Annotated in this window: 19 protein-coding genes; 9 read left to right on the forward strand and 10 right to left on the reverse strand. The window is 61.6% G+C overall.

Features of this window, described 5'->3' with window-relative positions:
• Positions 1-9: 9 nt before the first annotated feature.
• The 4 genes from N2A41_RS25415 to N2A41_RS25430 form a co-directional block, all read right to left on the reverse strand.
• Positions 10-960, reverse strand: coding sequence for an ABC transporter permease (locus tag N2A41_RS25415; protein ID WP_260111400.1), 951 nt, complete (start codon positions 958-960; stop codon positions 10-12).
• Positions 957-1,904, reverse strand: coding sequence for an ABC transporter permease (locus N2A41_RS25420; protein ID WP_222281307.1), 948 nt, complete (start codon positions 1,902-1,904; stop codon positions 957-959). The genes N2A41_RS25415 and N2A41_RS25420 overlap by 4 nt, the downstream gene beginning before the upstream one ends.
• Positions 1,901-3,349, reverse strand: coding sequence for a sugar ABC transporter ATP-binding protein (locus N2A41_RS25425; protein WP_260111401.1), 1,449 nt, complete (start codon positions 3,347-3,349; stop codon positions 1,901-1,903). The genes N2A41_RS25420 and N2A41_RS25425 overlap by 4 nt, the downstream gene beginning before the upstream one ends.
• 71 nt (positions 3,350-3,420) lie before the next feature.
• Positions 3,421-4,437: an ABC transporter substrate-binding protein gene (locus tag N2A41_RS25430; RefSeq protein ID WP_260111402.1), complete on the reverse strand. Its 1,017-nt coding sequence runs from the start codon at positions 4,435-4,437 to the stop codon at positions 3,421-3,423.
• A gap of 281 nt (positions 4,438-4,718) precedes the next feature.
• Between N2A41_RS25430 and N2A41_RS25435 the strand changes: the two genes are divergently transcribed.
• Both N2A41_RS25435 and N2A41_RS25440 read left to right on the forward strand, forming a co-directional pair.
• Positions 4,719-5,957: a GAF domain-containing sensor histidine kinase gene (locus N2A41_RS25435; RefSeq protein ID WP_260111403.1), complete on the forward strand. Its 1,239-nt coding sequence runs from the start codon at positions 4,719-4,721 to the stop codon at positions 5,955-5,957.
• 13 nt (positions 5,958-5,970) lie between these two features.
• Positions 5,971-6,693, forward strand: a complete 723-nt coding sequence (locus tag N2A41_RS25440; RefSeq protein ID WP_260111438.1) for a response regulator transcription factor — start codon at positions 5,971-5,973, stop codon at positions 6,691-6,693.
• Positions 6,694-6,750: 57 nt separating this feature from the next.
• Here N2A41_RS25440 and N2A41_RS25445 read toward each other — a convergent pair whose 3' ends face one another.
• Positions 6,751-8,076, reverse strand: coding sequence for an aminotransferase-like domain-containing protein (locus tag N2A41_RS25445; protein ID WP_260111404.1), 1,326 nt, complete (start codon positions 8,074-8,076; stop codon positions 6,751-6,753).
• Positions 8,077-8,178: 102 nt separating this feature from the next.
• On the opposite strand from N2A41_RS25445, the gene N2A41_RS25450 reads away from it, so the two are divergent.
• The 7 genes from N2A41_RS25450 to N2A41_RS25480 all read left to right on the forward strand — a co-directional run bounded on the left by N2A41_RS25450 (position 8,179) and on the right by N2A41_RS25480 (position 15,926).
• Positions 8,179-9,141, forward strand: a complete 963-nt coding sequence (locus N2A41_RS25450) for a nitrate ABC transporter substrate-binding protein (protein ID WP_222385887.1) — start codon at positions 8,179-8,181, stop codon at positions 9,139-9,141.
• A 71-nt stretch (positions 9,142-9,212) separates the two neighbouring features.
• Positions 9,213-10,103 carry an ABC transporter substrate-binding protein gene (locus N2A41_RS25455; RefSeq protein ID WP_222385888.1) on the forward strand — a complete coding sequence of 297 codons (891 nt, stop codon included), beginning with the start codon at positions 9,213-9,215 and terminating at the stop codon, positions 10,101-10,103.
• On the forward strand, positions 10,100-11,029 hold the full coding sequence (locus N2A41_RS25460) for an amino acid ABC transporter permease (protein ID WP_222385889.1): 930 nt from the start codon (positions 10,100-10,102) through the stop codon (positions 11,027-11,029). The genes N2A41_RS25455 and N2A41_RS25460 overlap by 4 nt, the downstream gene beginning before the upstream one ends.
• Positions 11,026-11,805: an amino acid ABC transporter ATP-binding protein gene (locus N2A41_RS25465; protein ID WP_222385890.1), complete on the forward strand. Its 780-nt coding sequence runs from the start codon at positions 11,026-11,028 to the stop codon at positions 11,803-11,805. Before N2A41_RS25460 ends, N2A41_RS25465 begins: the two co-directional genes overlap by 4 nt.
• Before the next feature lie 70 nt (positions 11,806-11,875).
• Positions 11,876-13,066, forward strand: coding sequence for a M20 aminoacylase family protein (locus tag N2A41_RS25470; RefSeq protein WP_222385891.1), 1,191 nt, complete (start codon positions 11,876-11,878; stop codon positions 13,064-13,066).
• Positions 13,067-13,182: 116 nt separating this feature from the next.
• Positions 13,183-13,662 (forward strand): MEKHLA domain-containing protein, encoded by a 480-nt coding sequence (locus tag N2A41_RS25475; RefSeq protein WP_260111405.1) that lies wholly within the window; start codon positions 13,183-13,185, stop codon positions 13,660-13,662.
• Between the two features lie 149 nt (positions 13,663-13,811).
• A complete protein-coding gene (locus tag N2A41_RS25480; RefSeq protein ID WP_222385893.1) occupies positions 13,812-15,926 on the forward strand; it encodes a carboxy terminal-processing peptidase in 2,115 nt (704 codons plus the stop codon).
• Positions 15,927-16,031: 105 nt separating this feature from the next.
• On the opposite strand, the gene N2A41_RS25485 is transcribed toward N2A41_RS25480, so the two are convergent.
• Genes N2A41_RS25485 through N2A41_RS25505 form a run of 5 tightly spaced genes read right to left on the reverse strand, consistent with a single transcriptional unit; the run spans position 16,032 to position 21,353 of the window.
• Positions 16,032-16,994, reverse strand: a complete 963-nt coding sequence (locus N2A41_RS25485) for an ABC transporter ATP-binding protein (RefSeq protein ID WP_222385894.1) — start codon at positions 16,992-16,994, stop codon at positions 16,032-16,034.
• Entirely contained in the window at positions 16,991-17,962 is a 972-nt protein-coding gene (locus N2A41_RS25490; protein ID WP_222385895.1) for an ABC transporter ATP-binding protein, read from the reverse strand. The genes N2A41_RS25485 and N2A41_RS25490 overlap by 4 nt, the downstream gene beginning before the upstream one ends.
• Complete coding sequence (locus tag N2A41_RS25495) at positions 17,962-18,879, reverse strand: ABC transporter permease (protein WP_260111406.1); 918 nt, start codon at positions 18,877-18,879, stop codon at positions 17,962-17,964. Before N2A41_RS25495 ends, N2A41_RS25490 begins: the two co-directional genes overlap by 1 nt.
• Positions 18,876-19,796 carry an ABC transporter permease gene (locus tag N2A41_RS25500; RefSeq protein ID WP_260111407.1) on the reverse strand — a complete coding sequence of 307 codons (921 nt, stop codon included), beginning with the start codon at positions 19,794-19,796 and terminating at the stop codon, positions 18,876-18,878. The genes N2A41_RS25495 and N2A41_RS25500 overlap by 4 nt, the downstream gene beginning before the upstream one ends.
• 36 nt (positions 19,797-19,832) lie before the next feature.
• Positions 19,833-21,353, reverse strand: a complete 1,521-nt coding sequence (locus N2A41_RS25505; RefSeq protein ID WP_170259487.1) for an ABC transporter substrate-binding protein — start codon at positions 21,351-21,353, stop codon at positions 19,833-19,835.
• Positions 21,354-21,376 lie beyond the last annotated feature (23 nt).

Genomic DNA, 21,376 nt, shown 5'->3' on the forward strand with positions numbered 1-21,376 from the left:
TCTTCCCGTTTATCGCATGCCGGCCCGGCGACCGCCGGCGAGCATGATGACGCTGATGATGATGAGGCCGGTCAAGATCAGGCGGATGCCCGCGCCGAATCCGTAAGTGTTGAGCATGGAGACGACCAGGAACATGAAGAGCGATGCGCCCCAGATCCCCGGCACATTGGAATCGCCGCCGGCAACCGCCGTGCCGCCGATCACCACGACGGCGATCGACATCAGCAGATATTCCGAGCCCATGTTGAGCGCTGCGCCGCCGGAGAAGCAGGCAAGCAGATAGCCGGCGACCGAGGCGAGCACGGCACAGAAGAGGTAGGTGACGAAACGCGTGCCGTCGACGGGTATGCCGGCCATGCGCGCGGCCGGCATGCTCTGGCCGATCGCCGAGATCCAGCGCCCGTAGATCGTTTTCTCGAGCAGGAACCAGGCAATGAGCGAGATGAGGAATGCCACGATCGCCGCGTTCGGCATGCCGAGCGTGTTCGACGTCGTGAATTCCGCCAGCACGCTCGGAGGTTTGATGCGCAAGCCCCGGTTCGTCCAGATCGCCGCGGATTGGACGATGAAGCTCATGGACAGTGTGGCGATGATCGGCGGAATGCGCAGCGCCTTGATGAGCGCATAATTGCCGAGGCCGACAACAAGGCCGATGACAATGGCGACAAGAAGGCCCGGCAGGATCATGCCGTTTTCGACATTCATCAGCTTCAGTGCCACCGTGCCGGCAAGCGTCATGGTGGCGGGAACCGAGAGATCGATATTGCCGGGGCCGAGCGTGATCACGAACATCTGGCCAATGCCGACGATGACCGAAAAGGCGGCGAAGGTGAGGGCTGCTTGCGACAGACCGAGCGTGCTGGCGCCGAGTGTGACCATGATCGTCAGGAACCAGACGACAAAGGCGGCAAGCCAAGACCAGATCCAGGGTTTGCCGAAAAGGCGAAGGAGGGCGGTCATCGACGTTTCTCCCGCTTCTCCAGGCGATTCAGCATCAGCCGAAGTGCCAGCACGATGATCAGGATCGCGCCCTGAGCCCCGATCTGCCAGTCCGGCGAGATGCGCAGGAAGGACAGGAACGAGCCGGCGAGCGTCAGCGTCAGCGCGCCGATGACGGCGCCGATCGGGGAGACGCGGCCGCCGATGAACTCGCCACCGCCGAGGATCACGCCGGCGATCGACAGCAGCGTGTAGCGCAGCGCTATATTGGCATCGGCCGAGGTGGTCAGCCCGACGAGGGCGATGCCGGCAAGCACGGCAAAGAGGCCCGCAAGACCATAGGCGGCAGCGCGCGCGCCGACAATCGACCAGCCGGCGCGCTCGACCGAGCGTTGGTTACCGCCGATGCCACGCATCAGCACGCCGAGCGACGATCGCATGACGAGAAGATGGGCGACCAAGGCGATGACGATGCTGGCAACGATCGCCATCGGCGCCAACGGCGGCTTGACGGTCATCAGCCAGCGCACCCAGTCCGGCGCCTGCCCGCCCGGTGCCGGTAGCAGCAGGACGGCAAGGCCACCCCAGACGAAGCTCATGCCGAGGGTCACGACGATGGACGGCAGGTTGCGTAGATAGATGACGACGCCGAGGCCCGCATAGGCTGCGATCGCGCCGGTAAGGATCAGGACGCCGCTCATCGGGGCATCCCGCAGAAAAGTCGCGGTGACGCAGGCGACGAAGCTGACGAAGGCGCCCATCGAGAGATCGAGATCGTTGACCGCCATCACGATCATCTGGGCGATCGTCGCAAGCGCGATCGGCACAGCCAGGTTGAACAGCAGGTTGAGCCCGACATAGCTCATGGCGCGCGGCTGCAGCCAGAAGACGGCGGCGAGCAGCAGGGTCAGCGACAGGGCGGGAATGGCAAGACGCAGGGCGTCGGACGACAGCCGGAACGTCATGCGGCGACCCCTTCGAAGGAGGCGGCGATGATGTTCTTCTCGTTGACGGCATCACCGGCGAGTTCAGTGGTGATGCGGCCTTCGCGGAACACGTAGACGCGGTCGCAGAGGCGGACCTCGTCCATCTCGGTCGAGTACCAGATGAAGGTGCGGCCGCGCGCCGCTTCCTCGCGGATAATCGCGTAGACCTCCTGCTTGGTCCCGACGTCGACGCCGCGCATCGGATCGTCCATCAGCACGATTGGCGCGCGCGTCGCCAGCGCGCGAGCAAAGAGCACCTTTTGCTGGTTGCCGCCGGAAAGCGAGAGGATGCGGTTGCCCATATCGGGCGTGCGGATCTCTATCCGCCGCTTCCAGTCGGCGCCCTTTGTCTCCTCTTCACTTTCAAGGATGAGGCCGCGCCGGGACAGGTCGCCAAGCGAGGCGATGGAGAAGTTGCGCAGGATGCTCCACAACTCGAAGACGCCGTTGAGGCGGCGGTCGCCGGCGACAAAGGTGACGAGCGGATCGCGCTCGGGCAGCCAGTTGCCGGACTGGGCGGTATGCAGGGCAAGCAGCAGCTCGGTCTGCCCATGGCCCGCCAGGCCCGCCAGTCCGATGATCTCGCCCTTGCGGGCCGCAAAGGAAAGGCCCTTCGCCTGATGGGACAGAATAAGCGGAGCGGTGGATTGTTGGCGGGCCGAGCGCTTGGTTTCCTCCTTCGCAACAGTGCCCATGGCTTCGACGAGGCCATGATGGTCGAAGCCATGAGCCGGACGTTCGGCGACGACGCGGCCGTCCTTCATGACGACGATGCGATCGGAGGTTTCGAGGATCTCGTGCAGGATATGTGAGATGAAGATGACGGACCCGCCCGTGGCGATGAAGCGGCGGACATGGCCGAGCATCTGGCGGGCAAGGCTTGCATCGAGCGACGAAGTGGGTTCATCGAGGATCACCAGACGCGGCGCAATGCCGGCGTCGGAAAAGGCCATTGATATCTCGACCATCTGCCGCTCGGCGATCGAAAGATCCCCCACGGCCCGGCTGCTGTCGATGCCGTGGCCGGGAAAGACGGCGTCGAGGCTCTTCTCGATAATTTTTGCGGCGCGCCTCCGCCAGCCGAAGCCTCCGAGATGGCGATGCATGATGCGCGTGTTCTCGACGATCGAAAGGTTGGGGCAGAGCGAAAGCTCCTGGAAGACGCAGCGCACGCCGCGGGCCCGCGCCGCGTTGATGCCATAGCGCTCCAGTCGCTCGCCGTCGCTCGCCACACTTCCTTCGTGTGGCATGAGGCCGCCGTTGATGACGCTGACGATGGTCGACTTGCCGGCGCCATTGTGTCCGACAAGCCCGACGCATTCGCCCGGCATAACGCGGAGGGTCACGCCATCGAGCGCTCTGACCGCGCCGAAGCTCACCTTGGCGCCATCGATGGCGATCACCGCCTTCACAACGTCATCCATGCTGCCCGCCATGCCTGCTTGCAAAAAAATGCCGCGCGGCATCTGTGGCCGCGCGGCAGTCGCCGGGAGATTTACTTTGCCGACTCGATGACCTTGATTGCGTCTGCCTGCGTGTATTCCACGTTGGCGACGCCGCCGGCCTGGGTATTGGCGAGGTTGGTTTCGAGATTGTCCTGGTCGATGCGCAGGAAGGGCACGACGAGGTCTTTCTTGACTTGCTTGCCATCAAGGATCTGCTGCGCCACCCAGAAGGCGAGCGTGGAGACACCTGGCGCGATCGACACGGACATGGTCTCGTAGCCCTTCGCGTCCTTCTGCTCCTTCCACCACTTCAGTTCGTCTTCGCGGTTGCCCATGATAATGATCGGCATCTTCCGGTCGGTCGCAGCAATCGCCTGTGCGGCGCCATAGCCGTCGCCGCCCTGCGTTACCACGCCGGCAAGGTCGGGCAGGCTCGGCAGGATGCCGGCAACAGCCTTCTGCGCCACGTCCTGGGCCCAGTCTCCATGAACGGAGCCGACAATCTTGAACTGCGGGTACTGTTTGACGCCGTCGTGAATGCCGGCCGAGATCTCGTCATCGACGAAGACACCGGCAAGGCCGCGGATCTCGAGCAGGTTACCGCCTTCCGGCAGTTTCTTCGACAGGTACTCGACCTCGCTGCGGCCCATTTCCTTGAAGTTGACGGCGATGCGCCAGGCGCAGGGTTCGGTGACGATGCCGTCGAAGGACACGACGGTGATGCCGGCGTCGCAGGCCTCCTTGACCGCGCCGTTCAACGCCGTCGGCGAGGCGGCATTGAGCACGATGGCGTCATAGCCTTGCAGGATCATGTTCTGGATCTGCGCGGCCTGTTCCGTCGCCTGGTTCTCGGCGGTGGTGAAAGGGTCGGCTGCGGCAACGGTGCCGGCCTTTACGGCTTCGCCCGTCACCTTGCCCCAACTCGTCAGCATGGCCTGGCGCCACGAATTGCCGGCATAGTTATTGGAAAGGGCGATTTTCTTGGCCGCAGTATCGGCAAAGGCGGAAACGGGCATCGCGGCGCAAGCAATAGCGGCCGATGCCAGAAGCATCTTACGGATTGTCATGTCTTCCTCCCTGATGATCGCGCTGGTCGGCGGATCGATTCACTCCTGCCGGCCCAATTGGGTCCGAGTGAAAATTGTTCTTGCACTGAGCTTCCTCCTCTCAGTAAGGGCAGGATGCGGGAGATCGATCGGCCTGTACAGGGGCAAGGCGGCAATCCGTTTGCGGGATTTGCGCAACAAGCTGCGGGTTTACGCAAGACGGAGGCGCTTCCGCAGGCGCTTACTGGGAAGGGGGCGCTGCAGGTTGAGGAGCCTGCCGCCGTCTCGGGGAGGAACTGACGATGCTGCATCTCGTACCGGCAGCCATGTTCGACCATTATCTCGGCATTTCCCGGCTGCTCGCGGGCCAGCTCGACTTCCGCTCGGCTATCCGTTCCGTCGCGGCCGAGGTCGCCCATATCATCCCGCACGACCATCTCGATGTCTGCGTGCTGCTTGAGGGCGGCAACTATCACACGGCCTACGAGACGGGCATCGAGACCGCCTGGGGCGGGCTTGCCGGCGCGCCTGTTGTCAACAGCCCCATCCGCTCGCTGCTCTGGGGCGAGGTGGATTTTCTGCTGGCGGACGACGCCATGACCGACCCGCGTTTCCACTTCGAGGGCGCCTTCAAGCGGCCGATCGTCGAACAGTCGCTGAGGAGCCGCTTGCATGTGCCGATGAAGGTGCAGGGCACGATCATCGCAGCACTCTCCTGTTCGTCGCACAAGGCGGGCGTCTATACGATGGAGGATATCGAACGCGCCCGCATCATTGCCGATTTGCTGACGCCCTATTTCTTCGCGCTGCAGGCGGCCGAGCAGGCGCAACGCTCGGCCATTGTCGAGGCAGAGGCCCGCGCTCGCGAGGAGGGCCTGCGGCAAGGTGCGCTGAAGCTTACCGAAGCGCTGGAGCAGGAACGCCAGCGGATCGGCATGGATTTGCACGACCAGACACTCGCCGACCTGACGCGGCTCGCCCGCCGGATCGATCGGCTGTCGCGCAACGGCGAGGTGGCGCCCGAGACGCTGGAGCCGATCTCCCGTTCGCTGCAGCATTGCATGCAGGATCTGCGGCAGATCATCGAACAGGCAAAACCCTCCGTGCTGCAGCTCTTCGGCCTCGCCCAGGCGATCGAGCATCATCTGGACCGATCGACCCGCGACAGCGGATCGGGCATCGAATGGGGCCTTGTCGACGAGACGCACGGCGCGCTGGAGCGACTGGAACCAACCGTCAGCGTTGCGCTGTTCCGGATCGCCCAGGAGGCGATCAACAATGCGGTGCGCCATGCCGCGCCGCTCGCCGTCACGGTACGGCTCGAGGCCGACGAGGAACGGCTTTCGATCGAAATCTCCGACGACGGAACCGGGCTTGCTAAGGCGCGGGGACGGATCGGCGGCGGCATCGACAATATGAAGACCCGTGCGCGGCTGATTTCGGCGCGGTTCACGACCGGGCCCGGTCACAACAATCACGGGACTGCGGTGCGCGTCGTGCTACCGCTTGTCCCGCACGACCCGGCAATCGGGGCAAACTGAGGACAAGGGCATGATGAAGGTTCTGATCGTCGAGGATGACCCGCTGCACCGATCCTATCTGCACGAGGCGGTCAACGCGGCTCTGCCGGAATGCGACACGGTGATCGAGGCGGAGAACGGAACCGTCGGCGAGAAGCTCGCCCGCGACCACAAGTCGGCGCATATCGTCATGGACCTGCAGATGGCGAGCCGCAACGGCATCGAAGCGGCGCGCACCATCTGGAAGGAGCGGCCGGAGACTCGCATTCTGTTCTGGTCGAATTATTCGGACGAGGCCTATGTGCGCGGCGTTTCCCGCATCGTGCCGGACGGCGCCGCCTATGGCTATGTGCTGAAATCCGCCTCCGACGAGCGGCTGAAGCTTGCGCTGCGCTCGATCTTCATCGAGAGCCAGTGCGTCATCGATCGCGAGGTGCGGGGCCTGCAGCAGAAGAGCCTCGGCCAGACGAACGGCTTCACCGATTCCGAATACGAGATCCTCGTCGATATCGCTCTCGGCCTCACCGACCGGGCCATCGCCAAACGTCGGGGCCTGTCGCTGCGCAGCGTTCAGAACCGACTGCAGCAGCTCTACGACAAGCTCGACGTCTACCAGAGCGCCGGCGACGACCACGAGGATGGCCGCTTCAATCTCCGCGCCCGCGCCGTCACGGTCGCTTTCCTGCGCAAACTCCTGAATTACAGCGCTCTGGAGCGGGCTGAGGCAGAGCTGCAGGAGTGGCTTGAGGGAAAGTAGCTCTGGACTTGGGTGGAATGGCTGGGGACCAGAGACTTGGGCTGCGGCCCCTGCTTTTCAAGGCGTATGAGCCAGCGCGATCGCATCGGCGGCTTCCTGATAGCGATGGCTGAGCGTGCTGGTCGCCACTCGAATATGACTGCTTGGCAAGACGGAGAATTTGCTGCCCGGGTTGACGGCGATATTGCGCGCAGCAAGCGTCACCATCGCGAATGGTTCGGAGACGACGGGCACCCAGAGGCACAGGCCCTGGCCCGCCGGTATCGGTATTCCCCGTTCGCTGAGCGCATCGGCAAGGGCGTCCCGCCTCTGCTGATAGATCTCGCGCGCCTCGCCGATAAGCTGCCAAGTTGCCGGATCGCGTAGCAGCCAGGCGGCGGCACCTTGCAGGATACGGCTGGTCCAGCCGGCGCTGAAGGAACGGTAAGACTGGATCTCGTCGACGATCGGCGCGGAACTCGACAGAACCGCGAGACGCAGATCCGGGCCGAGGCTTTTCGAGAGGGAGAGGATATGGATCGTCCGCTCCGCAAATCGGCCACCGAGCGACTGCGGATTTGCCGCCGACACGTCGCCGACGCCGTCATCCTCGATGATAAGCGTATCGCTGTCTTCCAGCACATCTCCTAGCTGATCGAGGCGGGATGAACTGACCGCAACGCCGGTCACCGAGTGCAGCCGCGGCTGGAACAGGAAAGCCGCCGGACGTTGCCGCAATGCGTCGCGCAGCGAATCCGGCAGGGGGCCTTCGCCGTCGCACGCGACAGGGATGATTTTCACGCCGAGATCTTCGAGAATATCGAGCAGTCGCATGGCTGTGGGATGTTCGATCGCGACCGACGAGCCCGGGGAGACCAGCGCATGCAATATCGTATAGACAGCGTTGTAACCGCCATTGGTGGCGAGAAAGGCTTCAGCCCCATAGGGCCATCGCTTGGAAATGGCATCCTTCAACTCAGGGACGATCCGGCTGCGCTCATAGCTGTTGAGATCATCGACAGACGCGCCATAGGCCATTGCGTCGGCGAGGCGCGGAAGAAGTGCTGCATCAGGCCCGGCTAAGGTAAGGTCGAGCACACCTGCCCTATAGTTTCCCGAGCTGGCGAGGCGTTCCGGCTTGGCGACAAAGCGGTCGCCGCTGACCCAGGTGCCGTTGCGCCCCCGGCCGCTGATGATCTTCTGCCGCCGCAATTCGCTCCAGGCTTCGGAGATCGTTGCCGGACTGACATGCAATTCGTAAGCGATATCGCGGATTGCCGGCAGGCGCGTCCCAATGGGCAGGACACCGGCACGGATCAGCGCGCTCGTTTCGAGAGCGATCCCCCGGATGCTGCGGTCGGCTATTTTTTCGGCAAACCAGGAGGCCTCGACCGTGTCGTCCATTTTTCTCTCACTTTAAATGTTCAATAACGTAATAACATTTGTACTCTCTACTTTGAACATTTAATTTGCCCCTCGTCGAGCCATTTCAGCGAGTTTTTTTGCATGCCTCTGCCGCTTCGCATCGCCCTGAGAGATTGGGATTACATGACACCGCTCGTGCTCGGTGACGTCAGTTCGTCCCGTCTCGATATCAAAGTGGATCGGGTGGGCACGCTGGTGTCCAGCCTCGCTGATGATGAGGCGCATGACGCCGCGGAAATGTCCTTCAGCCGCTATTCGCAGATGCGTCATGATGGCGATGATCGGGTTCTGGGCATGCCGAACTTCATCATGCGCGGCTTCCGTCATCGCTGCATCATCACCGCCAAGGGCAGTCCGCTCCGTACGCTGTCCGATCTGGCCGGCAAGAACATCGGCGTGACCGGCTGGCGCGATTCCGGAAATACCTGGACCCGCGCTGCGTTGCGCCGGGAGGGCGTCGGCGTCGAGGATGCGATGTGGTATGCCGGACGCCTGACCGAGGCTCATCCGATCGTGGATCGGCTCGATGGTTTCGGACGGCCCGGCCGCATCGAGGCTGCCCCCGGCGAACGTCCCATGGTCGATCTCTTGCTGGATGGCGGGCTCGATGCCGTGTTCACGCCTTTCATGCCGAAGGGTTTCTTCGACCAGGAATCGCCTCTGCGTCAGCTGCTGGATGATTTCCGCGCCGCCGAAGTCGCTTACCTCAATGAGGTTGGTTATATCCCGGGCATGCATCTGATCGGCTTCAAGGCTGATATCGTCAAGGAGCATCCTTGGATCATGGATGAACTCAGCGAGTTGATCGACGAGTCACAGCGTCTGTGGCTGGAAAAGCGCGAGAAATATGCCGACACCACGCCCTGGATGATCGACGAACTGCGCCGCTGCGCGGCCGACCTGCCGCCAAGCTGGAACGTCAGCGGGCTTGCAGCGAACGAGGCAATGATCGCCGATTTTGCCGAGGAACTTTACGAACAGAAGGTCATGCCGCGCCTTTTGACGCCCGCCGAGCTGTTTCCGTGGCACGCCAAGGCCCAGTGAACCATGCCCGGTGAAGCTCTTCAGGTCTCATCGTTGAATCACCATTTCGTAAACCAAAAAAGGGGAATGACATGCATTCGAAACTGATCGCTTCCGCCACCCTGCTGGGTCTGATGATGACGACGTTGGTCTTCGCTGAGGAAACCGCCGTACCAAAGCAGATCGTCAATGACGCGCTTCGGGCCCGCCTGCCGGAGAAGATCCGCACCGACGGCAAGATGATTTCCGTCAACAATGGTTCCTTTCCTCCCTATGAGATCGTCACCGGCACGAAATTGAGCGGTGCCAGCGCCGACCTGACTGATGCGATCGGCCAGATGCTCGGCGTCGAGATCGAGCATGAAACCGTCAGCGGACTGACCGCATTGCTCGCCGGCATCAATTCCGGCCGTTACCAGTTCGCCTTCGGTCCGATCGGTGACTTCAAGACCCGTGAGGAGGCTAATGATTTCGTCGATTGGGTTCAGGAGTTCGTGGTCTTCTCCGTTCAGAAAGGCAATCCGAAGGCCATCGGCTCGCTCGACAGCGCCTGCGGCAACCGCATCGCCGTCATGGCTGGCGGCTCCGCCGAAAAAGTGATCCAGGCCCAAGTCGAAAAGTGCAAGGCAAACGGCAAGCCTGCGCCCGAAGTGCAATCCTACACCGACCAGCCGAGCTCGATCCTGGCGGTCCGCTCCAAACGCGCCGATGCCTTCTTCTCCTCGCAGGCACCGTTGACCTATTTCGTGTCTCAGGCAAACGGCCAGCTGGAACTGAGCGGCGTCGGCCAGAAGAATGGCTTCGACGATCTCTATCAGGGCGCCGTCGTGCCGAAAGGCTCGCCGCTCGGCCCCGTTCTGCTCGACTCGATCAAGGCGTTGATGGATAACGGCGCCTACGCCGCCATCATGAAGAAGTGGGGTCTTGAGAACAACATGATCAAGCAGCCCGGCCTCAATCTTGGTGGAGCCCTGCCGAAATGAACAATAACCGCACGACTGCCGCACCGCCGCATGGCGGTGCGGACTTCCGGGATGTTGCCCACGCCCACAAGCCCTTTCAAACGGTCCGGCTCCTCCTGTGGGTGATCGTGCTCCTGATTGCCGCAAACTTCCTGTGGATCGTCGCCCATAATGAGAATTTCGGCTGGCCTGTTGTCGCGGCCTATTTCTTCGATCCGACTGTCATCAGTGGCCTTTACGTCAGCCTGGGCCTGACGATGGTTGCGATGGCCATCGGCATCGTGCTCGGCCTCGGACTGGCAATCGCCCGGCTGTCGAATGACCGGCTCGCACGTTCGCTGGCATCGCTGTTCATCTGGTTTTTCCGCGGCACGCCGCTCCTGGTGCAGTTGATCTTCTGGTACAATCTCTCGACCCTTTTCCCCGAACTTTCGATCGCCATTCCGTTCGGTCCGACGCTCGCAAGTTGGGAGACCAATTCGGTGATCACGCCGATGACAGCGGCAATCGTCGGCCTGGCCTTGAACGAAGCGGCCTACATGGCCGAAATCATTCGCGGCGGCCTGCTCTCGGTCGATCGCGGCCAGTTCGAGACGGCGGAAGCCTTCGGCATGACCAAGGCGAGGGCGCTGTGGCGGATCATCATTCCACAGGCGATGCGCTCGATCGTACCGCCGACCGGCAACCAGCTGATCAGCATGATCAAGGCAACGTCGCTCGTCAGCGTCATCGCCATGGCCGATCTGCTCTATTCCGTTCAGTCGATCTACAATCGCACCTTCGAGATCGTACCGATGCTGCTTGTCGCAGTCCTCTGGTACTTGCTTATCACCTCGATCCTCAATCTCGGCCAGAGCTATATCGAGGCCTATTACGGCCGCAGCGAACGGCGCAATAGTGTCGCTGCCGCAAAGCCCGAGGCCGTTGTCCAGGAGGCAAACCATTGATCGCCGCCGAGACCGCAAAACCTCTCGTCAGAGCCCGCAACGTCCACAAATCCTTCGACCAGCTCGAAGTGCTGAAGGGGATCGACCTTGACGTCATGCCGGGTGAAGTCGTCGTGGTGCTCGGCCCGTCCGGGTCGGGAAAGTCTACCTTCCTGCGCTGCATCAACCACCTCGAAGCGATCAATAAGGGGTTCATCGAAGTCGATGGCGAACAGATCGGTTATCGCCTCCGCAAGGACCGGCTGGAAAAGCTGTCGAGCAATGGGATCGCCCACCAGCGGCGCAAGATCGGCATGGTGTTCCAACAGTTCAACCTCTATCCGCATATGACGGTGCTGCAGAACATTATCGAGGCCCCGGTCGGCGTTCACGGAGAAAGCCGCAAGGCCGCGACCGAGAACGCCATGCGGCTTCTGGAACGGGTGGGGCTGTCGGAAAAGGCGGGCAGTTATCCCCGCCAGCTCTCCGGAGGTCAGCAGCAGCGCGTCGCCATCGCCCGTGCCTTGGCGATCAAGCCCAAGCTGATGCTGTTCGATGAGCCGACCTCGGCGCTCGACCCTGAACTCGTCGGCGAAGTTCTTTCCACCATGCGTGATCTGGCCAAGCAGGGCCTGACCATGATCGTCGTGACCCACGAGATCGGCTTCGCCCGCGAAGCGGCCGATCGTGTGGTGTTCATGGATGGCGGCAATGTCGTCGAAATGGGCAAGCCCGAGGATGTCATCGGCGATCCGCAACATCCCCGAACTCAGGCGTTTCTCGCCCGTTTTCTCTGACTGGTGTCAGCTTCTGCTTCGACCCCCGGGCCGGAGCAATGGTTCTTTTCGATCAAGACTGGATGTTTTCATGCCCACGCTCGACAATGCCTATGCCCGCCTCTCCGATTTCGAAGCCACGGAGGCGGAGCTGAGGGCGACCCGTCACTACCTGCATGCCCATCCGGAACTCTCTTTCGAAGAGGCGGAGACGGCGCGTTACGTCGCCGAAAAGCTGGAAGGATGGGGTTATCAAGTGACCCGCAATGTCGGCGGTCACGGCGTTGTCGCCCGGCTCAGCGCCGGCAGGGGTGGCAAAGGCATCGCCATCCGCGCCGATATGGATGCACTGCCGATCATCGAGGAAACCGGACTACCCTATGCCAGCAGCACTCCCGGCAAGATGCATGCCTGCGGCCATGACGGCCACACGACCGTGCTGCTCGGCGCGGCCGAGTATCTCGCCCGCACCCGTCGCTTCAGCGGCACGGTGACGCTGATCTTCCAGCCGGCGGAAGAGGCGGGCAAGAATAGCGGCGCCCAGGCGATGATCGCCGACGGACTGTTCGAGCGGTTTCCGTTCGACGCAATCTTTGGCCTCCACAACCACCCCGGCGCTCCCGAAGGCACCATCCTGCTGCGATCCGGCCCGATGATGGCGGCATCGGATACCGTCGAGATGACTATCAAGGGCAAAGGCGGTCATGCCTCACGGCCGCACCTGACCATCGATCCCGTGGTCGTGGCCTGCAACCTGGTCGTCTCGCTACAGACGATCATCTCGCGCAACCTCGATCCGACCCAGACGGCGGTCATCACCGTCGGCACCATCCATGCCGGCGATGCCGTCAACGTCATTCCGGAATATGCCAAGCTCGCATTGAGCGTGCGCTCCTTCGAGCCCCGCATTCGCGATCTCCTGCAGGAGCGCATCACCAAGCTCGCCCGCTCTGTGGCCGAGGGTCACGATGCTGTGATCGAGATCGACTACGATCGCGGCAATCCTGTGGTCGTCAACTCGCGTGCCGAGACGGATTTCGCCCGGATCGTGGCGGCGGAACTGGTCGGCGAAGACAAGGTCGCGACTTGCCCGCTCATCCCCGGCAGCGAGGATTTCGCACACTTTCTCGAGCACAAGCCGGGCAGTTTCCTGCGTCTCGGCAACGGTATGAATTCCGCCATCCTGCATAGCCCCAAATATGACTTCGCCGATGCCAGCCTGACGGTTGGCGCGGCCATGTGGGCAAGGCTTACGGAACGCTACCTCCAGGACGACGACTGAAGTCTTGGTCGCCCTGCTTTACAGCGTCGCATTTGAAGCTTGCATTTTCTGCAGCGCAAAAGGATTTTGTAGGCCCTTGAAGTGAGGATCTCTCGCCGCAATCCAGGATGCGCAGGATGATTGCCGATTATAACGACGCCGGACTCGACTTGTCTTACGATCTCGAATTTTACGCACTGATGGCGGAAAGCTTCGAACGAAGTGTGGGACGCCGTCTGGCGCCGGAAGGCGAGGGTGCTGAATGGCTCTACGACCAGTCGCCGGCAGTTGTCCTTGCCCACAACACAGACGCCGATCCGCGCTTTATCTACGCAAACCGCGCGGCCCAGGCCTGTTTTGAATATTCATGGGACGAGTTCATCACTTTGCCATCCCGTCTGTCGGCGGAGGCGCCCGATCGCGCCGAACGTGAGAGCTTGTTGAACGCCGTAACAACGAATGGCTTTATCGCCGACTATCGCGGACTTCGCATCGCCAAGTCAGGGCGGCGTTTCTACATCGAGAAAGCCGTCGTCTGGAATCTCGTCGACCGCAACGGATGCCGTCGCGGTCAAGCTGCGACATTCGATTCCTGGCGGGAAGTCCAGGCTGATTGAGCGCCGGCTCCGGAGACGCCGATCACGCGCTGGGTATGTTTCCGCGGCTTTGCAAACTATGTCGTTTGCCACTTGGTTGCCAAAAAACCATGATTGCGTCACATAGATCGCATATCGACACTCGGCATTAAGAATTGGATCAACGCTGAATGCGCATAGCCTACGTTTTCCTTGGTGCATTTCTCGCAATTGCACAGTCCGCATATGCTGAAGTCGCATCACCGCCTGTTTTGGCGCCGCTGAAGCGACAGGCACAAGCCGCAGAGTTGAGCGCACAATTTCTTTCGCGGTATAGCTACAAGCCCGTTCCACTTGACGACGCCCTGTCGGCCAGGATCATGGATGCGTTCATCAAGTCACTTGATCCGGACCGCATGCTATTCCTGCAGACTGATATCGACAGGTTCATGGCTGACCGCAGCGAGATCGACGATGCGATAGAACGGAAGGACTTGAAGATCCCATTTAGGATTTTCAACGCCTATGAACAGCGCGTTGTCGACCGCATGAACTACGCGCGCGGCCTGCTCAAGCAGGGCTTCGATTTCAGTGCGCAGGAAAATTATTCGGTGCTGCGCGATAAAGCGCCGTGGCCACAGTCGGAAGCCGAGAGCAATGAGCTCTGGCGCAAGCGTGTCAAGAGCGACTGGTTGCGGCTGAAGCTGGGCGGCAAAACCGATGCGGCTATTCGCGAAACGCTCGACAAACGTTATGAAAACACGCTCGAGCGCGCTTACAAGTTTAAAAGCGACGACGTTTTCCAGTCGTTCATGGACGCCTATTCAAACTCGATCGATCCGCACACCGACTATTTCGGCGCGGCCGCTTCAGCCGACTTCAATGTCTCGATGAAGCTTTCGCTGTTTGGTATCGGTGCTGTACTGCAGGAACGCGACGACTACACGACGATCCGTGAACTCGTGCCTGGCGGGCCGGCGCAACTGTCCGGCAAGCTCGCGGTCGGAGACCGCATTACCGGCGTTGGTCAAGGCAAGGATGGGGCGATCAAAGAAGTGGTGGGCACGCGCCTTGATGAAGTCGTGCAGATGATACGAGGGAAAAAAGACTCCGTCGTGCGGCTGGACATCCTGCCGGCAGATGCCGGAGCAGATGGCACGCATCGGGTCATCAGCCTGGTCCGCGATAAAATCAGTCTCGACAAGCAGGCCGCCAGGAAGACTGTGCTGTCCGTTAAGGCGGGCGACGCGACGCGTAAAATCGGGATCATCACTCTGCCGGTATTTTATGAGGACTTCGACGCCAAGGGCAAAGGGGACCAGGATTACAAAAGTGCAAGCCGCGATGTCGCCAAGCTTCTCGACGAACTGAAGCAAGAAAAGGTCGACAGCGTGCTCATCGACCTGCGTAACAATGGCGGCGGTTCATTGGACGAGGCGATTGATTTGACCGGTCTGTTCATCGGCAGTGGCCCGGTCGTTCAGCAACGTGGCAGCAATGGCAAGATCGAGGTCAAAAGCGCTGAGTTTGCAGCGCCTGTCTGGACGGGCCCGATGGGTGTCCTGATCAATCGCGGCTCGGCCTCGGCTTCGGAGATTTTTGCCGCGGCAATCCAGGATTATGGTCGCGGCGTGATCGTCGGCGAACCCAGTTTCGGGAAAGGCACCGTTCAAACGGTCGTCGATCTTGACCAGATTGTTCGCAACAGCAAACCCGAGTTCGGGGAGCTGAAAGTGACAATTGCCCAGTTTTTCCGGGTCAACGGTGGTACGACGCAGTTGCACGGCGTGACGCCAGATATCAGTCTGCCAGGACTTTCCGATCCGACAAGTTTCGGCGAGACCAGCTATGACAATGCCCTGCCGTGGGCTGAGATCAAGCCCGCGAACTACACGCCCGCCGATACAATCACGACGTTGCTGCCGACATTGAAAAGCCGCCATGATGCGCGGGTTGAGAGCAATCCGGACTTCCAACGCCTGCTAAAAGACATTGCCGACCTCAAGGCGCAGCGCGAGAAAGGAATTGTTTCCCTCAATGAGGCCGAACGCCGCAAAGAAGCGGCTGCTCGCGAGAAACGGTTTAAGGATCGAGCGGAAGCAGGGGATGGCGAGGATCTTGGAGATGATGGCCTGGAGGCTGGCGAGCGCAGCCTAAGTGCTGATATTGCCATTGAAAATGCTCGCAAGAATGCAAAAGACGTCTTGCTGGACGAGACCGTCGCCATTCTTGCCGACGAGGCGGGTCTGCAGGAAGGCGTGCTAAGGGCAGCCACGAAAGAACCGGGAAACACGAACGGAAAATAATCGTCGTTGACCGGCGCAACGGTGCGCGCAGCTTTGCGATCACCTTGGCATAATGGGCCTGGGTTCAGCTCCCTTCAAGGCGAGGGAACTCATGCAGTGTCCGAATCAGGCGGGGTGATGACAGGCGGTCAGAAGACCAGGGGCCGCCGTTCGCGCGGTCAGGGCAGGTTCCTGTTCTGCGCAGATCGACGTCGCTTTCCAGCAACGCGTTCGAAAACGGCATCCGCTGGGCGGATTGGCGGGGCTCGGCAGATCGCCCTGCAGAACGATGCGCTTGCGCTGCGCGCGACGCCTCGGATCGGGTGTCGGGACCGCCGACATCAGGGCCTGCGTGTAGGGATGAGCCGCCGCGCTGAAGATCGATTGCTTCGGCCCCGTTTCGATGATCTTGCCGAGATACATGACCATCACACGATCCGAGACATGCCGCACGACGGCGAGATCATGCGCGACGAACAGCATCGCCAGATTGCGCTCGCGCCTCAATCCGGCCAGCAGGTTGATCACCTGCGCCTGGACCGAGACGTCGAGGGCCGAGACAGGCTCGTCGCAGACAAGAAGTGTCGGATTAAGCGCGAGAGCGCGGGCAATGCCAAGGCGCTGCCGCTGGCCGCCTGAAAATTCAGAGGGATAACGGTCCGCATGCTCGGCGCGCAGCCCGACGGATTCGAGCAGCTTGACCGTCTCTTCACGCCAGTTGCTCTTGGGCACGACCCCCGGCTGCAACGCCCAGGGTTCGGAAATCAGCCGATCGACCCGCATGCGGGGATTGAGCGACTGGTAGGGGTCCTGGAAAACGACCTGCATCTTGCGGCGCAATTCATGCAGCCGCCGGCCACTGGCTGTCGTAATGTCCACACCGTCAAGCAAAGCGCTGCCGCTTGTCGCCGGTCCAAGCTTCAAGAGCGTCCGAACCAGCGAGGTTTTGCCGCAACCACTTTCGCCGACGAGGCCGAGCGTCTCTCCCTTGGCAATCTCGAAGCTGACATCGTCGACGGCACGCACCGGCGCCGAGGCGCTGCCGAAGTGCCGGGAGAGGTTTTGGACCTTGAGCAGAGGTTCGATCATACTGGTGATACCGGGAAGTGGCAGGCGGCCTGGCGGCCCGACCCTACGGTTTCAAGAGAGGGGACGACCTCGGCACAGAGCCCTTCGGCGCGTGGACAGCGCGTTCTGAATGCGCAGCCGGAAGGCAGGGCGACAGGATTGGGTGCGGAGCCGGGGATCGGCACCAATTCGTCTTCATCCGTGTCCATGCGCGGCTGCGAGGCAAGCAATCCAACGCTGTAAGGATGGCGGGCATCTTCGAACAGTTCGAAGACGCTTGCGGTCTCCACGACGCGGCCGGCATACATGACGGCGACGCGATCGGCGAGTTCGGCGACGACGCCGAGATCATGGGTGATGAAGATCATGCCGGCATCGCTGCGTTTGCGGATCGTCTCCAAAAGATCGACCACCTGCGCCTGGATCGTGACGTCGAGCGCCGTCGTCGGCTCGTCTGCGATGATGACATCCGGTTCCAGTGCCACGGCCATGGCGATCATGATGCGTTGGCGCATGCCGCCCGAAAACTCATGCGGATATTGCCTGGCACGGCTTTCAGGGTCGGGAATGCCGATGGCCGTCAGAAGGTCGATCACGGCTTTTTCGACACCACCTTTCGGAGTGCGGCCGTGGATGCGGAACATTTCTGCGATCTGCCAGCCCACGGAGTAGACCGGGTTGAGCGCTGCGAGCGCATCCTGAAAGATCAGGGCGATCCGATCGCCGCAGAGATCGCGCCGCTCGTTTCGCGAGAGCTGCAACAGCTCGACACCGTCGAATCGAATCGATCCTTGATTGATTTCGCCCGGCGGGTTGGGAACGAGATCCATGATGGCCGATGCGGTCACCGACTTGCCGGAGCCGCTCTCGCCGAGAAGCGCCAGGACCTCTCCACGCTCGAGCGAAAAGGAAACGCCGTTGAGCGCCAGAATGCGGCCCGCGGCCGTATCGAAACTGACCTGCAAGTCCTTGACTTCGAGAAGAGCCATCAGCGCCTCCGGCTGACAAGACGCCAGTGCTGCGACGGGTCATTGACGATCCGGAACCAGTTGGCGAGGAGATTGAAGGACATGGTCGTGAGCATCACAGCCAGACCGGGGAAAAAGCCCAGCCACCAGGCGGATGACAGATATCCCTGGCCTTGCGCCACCATCAGACCCCAGCTCACGGCAGGCGGCTGGATGCCGAGACCGAGATAGCTCAGCCCGGATTCGAACAGCATGACCACGGCGAGATTGACCGAGGCGAGCGTCAGCATCGTGGGAGCGACGCTTGGGAGAATGTGATTGCGCAATATCCAGACAGGCCCGCCGCCGAAGACGCGCGCCGCATCAACGAAAAGCCTCTCCCGGACTTCCAGAGTTTCGGCTCTTGCGACGCGGATATAGGCAGGCGTGCGGGTAACGGCGAGCACGATGATCAGGTTGCCGACGCTCGGACCGAACAGGTAGAGCCCGAAGAGCGCCACCAGCAGCGTGGGGAAACCCAGGATGATGTCGCATATCCGCATAACAAGGTTGCCGATGATGCCACCGAAGTAACCCGCGATCACGCCGAGCAGCGTTCCGCCGATCAGGCTCGTCAGAACGGTCACAAGCGCTATGCCGATGGTCGTCGATGCCGCCTGCATGAGGCGAACGAGGAGCGGGCGCCCAAGGGCGTCGGCGCCCAGCCACAACGTCCAGGACTGGCCGAAATCGAAGGGCGGCAGGTTGCGCGCCTTCAGCGAAATGCGGTTTCCGCCTAGCAGCGACGATGCATCCGCAAGGATGGCAAGGACGACGATCAGCAGCCAGATTATCGCAGCGATCGCCATCGGGTCACCCGCGAGCGCGCGCACGAACCACAAGATGCGACGGCTTCGGCGCTCGCCGGCAGGGAGGACGTCGACGGACGTGCTGGTCATTCGACCCTCACGCGCGGATCGATCGATGCATAGAGCATGTCGACCAGAATGTTGATGAAGAAGATGACGACGGCGACCGCGAAGATCGATGCCTGGACGATCGCGAAATCGCGCTTCAGGATGCCGTCGATCAGCAGCTTGCCGATGCCGGGAAACCCGAAAACAACCTCGACGACGCCACCGCCACCGGCGAACTGGGCGGCGAGGTCTCCGGTCACCGTCACCGCGGGCAGGAGGGCATTGCGCAACGCATGCACGAAGGTCACCCGGCCGCCGCGCGCGCCCTTGGCCCGCGCAGTCCGGACAAATGTCGCGTTCAGTGCTTCGATCATCGAGCCGCGGACGATCTGCACCAGCGTCCCGAACGGTCTGGCAAAAAGACAGGCAACCGGCAGGATCCAATAGATCGGACCGCCGAAACCCGATGTCGGCAGAATGCGCAAGGTGACGGCAAACAGCAGGACGCCCATCAGCCCGAGCCAGAAATCCGGCACGCTGGCCGCTGCCTGCGACAGCACGTTAATAGCCCGGTCGATCCAGCCGCCGGCGTTCACAGCGGCAATCGATCCAATGATGACGGCAGCGATAAAGGCCAGGGTCAAGGCAATGGCGCCGAGCGCCAGTGTATTCGGCAACGCCTCAAGGACAACATCCATGGCCGGGCGGTTGTGCCAAAGCGACGTGCCGAAATCGAGGCTCAGCATGTCCCCGGCCCAATCGAGGAATAGCCACGGGAGGGAACGATCGAGGCCGAGACGGACGCGCATGGCTTCGCGGGCCGCATCCGAGGCATCGACGGGCAGGTAGAGATTGACGGGATCGCCCGTCAACCGCACCAGGAAGAAGGCGGATGTCATCAATGCTGCAAGCGCGAGTGCCGCAAAGGCCGCACGTCTCAGGAAGTAGGTGAAGGACATCCGCTCTCCTCAAGGTTCGGCGACCAGTCCGGGCGGTCAGCGATAGCTGATCGATTTAAGCTTGATCTCGTTGCCGGCCTGCACATCGGGCGTATAGGTGACGTTCTCGGCGACGCGGGCAATCGTGACCATGTGGAAGAGCGGGACGATATTGATCGCATCGACGGCGATGTAGCTGAACGCGTCCTCGAACAGTTTCTCGCGTTCGTCGCCGGTTGCCTTCGACGCGTTGGCAATCATCGCGTCGAGTTTGGCATCGGCGATGGTCGACTGGTTGCCGTCGGTGGTAAAACGGTTCGGCAGTGTAAATACGGCATCGCCTTCGGTGTTGTCGATCTGCGTCTGCAGGATCGACGGCTGACGTTCCTTGTCCCAAGGTTTCAGCAGCTTCTTCAGCCACGGGCTCGTTTCAAGCATTTCGAGCCGGGCATTGAAGCCGGCATCCGCGAGCATCGCCTGAATGGCTTCCAGGCTTTCGGACGAATTGGGATAGATGCCGATGCGGCCGTAGATGACGATTTCCTTGTCGACCGGCACGCCATCGGCTTTCGCCGCGGCGAGCAGGGACTTCGCTTTTTCGGGATCATACGTCCAGACGGGGATGTCGGGATTGAAGCCGAAGACGGACGGCGGCACCGCCTGCATCGCCTTTTGGGCATCCTGGTGGAAGATGGTGCCGACAAGGCCGTCCCGGTCGATCGCAAGATTAAGGGCTTCACGCACGCGTTGGTCGTTGAGCGGCGGAATTTCCGCGTCGATCCTCAGCAGCGAGGTTTCGGCGTTGGGGAAGGCATGATCCCGTTCCGTCGTGCCGTCCTGGGGCGCTATTTCATAGGCGATCTGCGCTTCCCCAGTGGCGACCATCGCCGCGCGAACAGCGGATTCGGCGCGCCAGATGATGGTTGCGTTCTTGATCGCCGGCTTGTCGCCCCAATAGGCGTCATAGGCCACGAGGTCGACCGATTGCCCGGGCGTCCACGCTGCAAGCTTGTAAGGTCCGGTTCCGGCCGGGGAGCGCGACTTGCCGTCGTTCGGGGTCGCCGGCGAACCGATGTCCACGGCGGACATCTTGTTCGGCAGGATCGGCTCGACGATATCCGTTTTGATGAGGAGGGTGGTCGGGCTCACCGCTTCTGCATTGAACTTGACGCCCTTCAACGTCGCAAGTCCGACTTCGCAGGCCAGTGCCGGATCCTGCGCCCGCTTGAGAGCGGCAACGACGGCATTGGCATCGAAGGCCTTGCCGTCGTGGAAGGTGACGTCGTCGCGAAGCTTGAATTCCCAGGTCAGTTCGTCCACTTGCCGCCAGCTGGTGGCAAGGCTCGGGACGACCGATCCGTCGGCCGGACTCAGGTTGACGAGCGCTTCGGTGATGTTGTTGTGCAGAATGCGAGAATTGCCCGAAAGGTCGGTATCACAGGGATCGAGCGATTTCGGTTCGTCGGTCACCACCACCGTCAGCTTATCCGAGGCAGCGTCGGCGCGAATTGCGCTGGCCGGAGCCAGCAGAAATGCCAACCCCATGCTCAGCGCGCCAATACCCTTCATCTTCTTCATGAAATCCCTCCTCCAGATCCAAA

It is taken from the genome of Rhizobium sp. SRDI969, from assembly GCF_025152725.1.
GTDB classification, from domain to species: Bacteria; Pseudomonadota; Alphaproteobacteria; order Rhizobiales; family Rhizobiaceae; genus Rhizobium; species Rhizobium leguminosarum_I.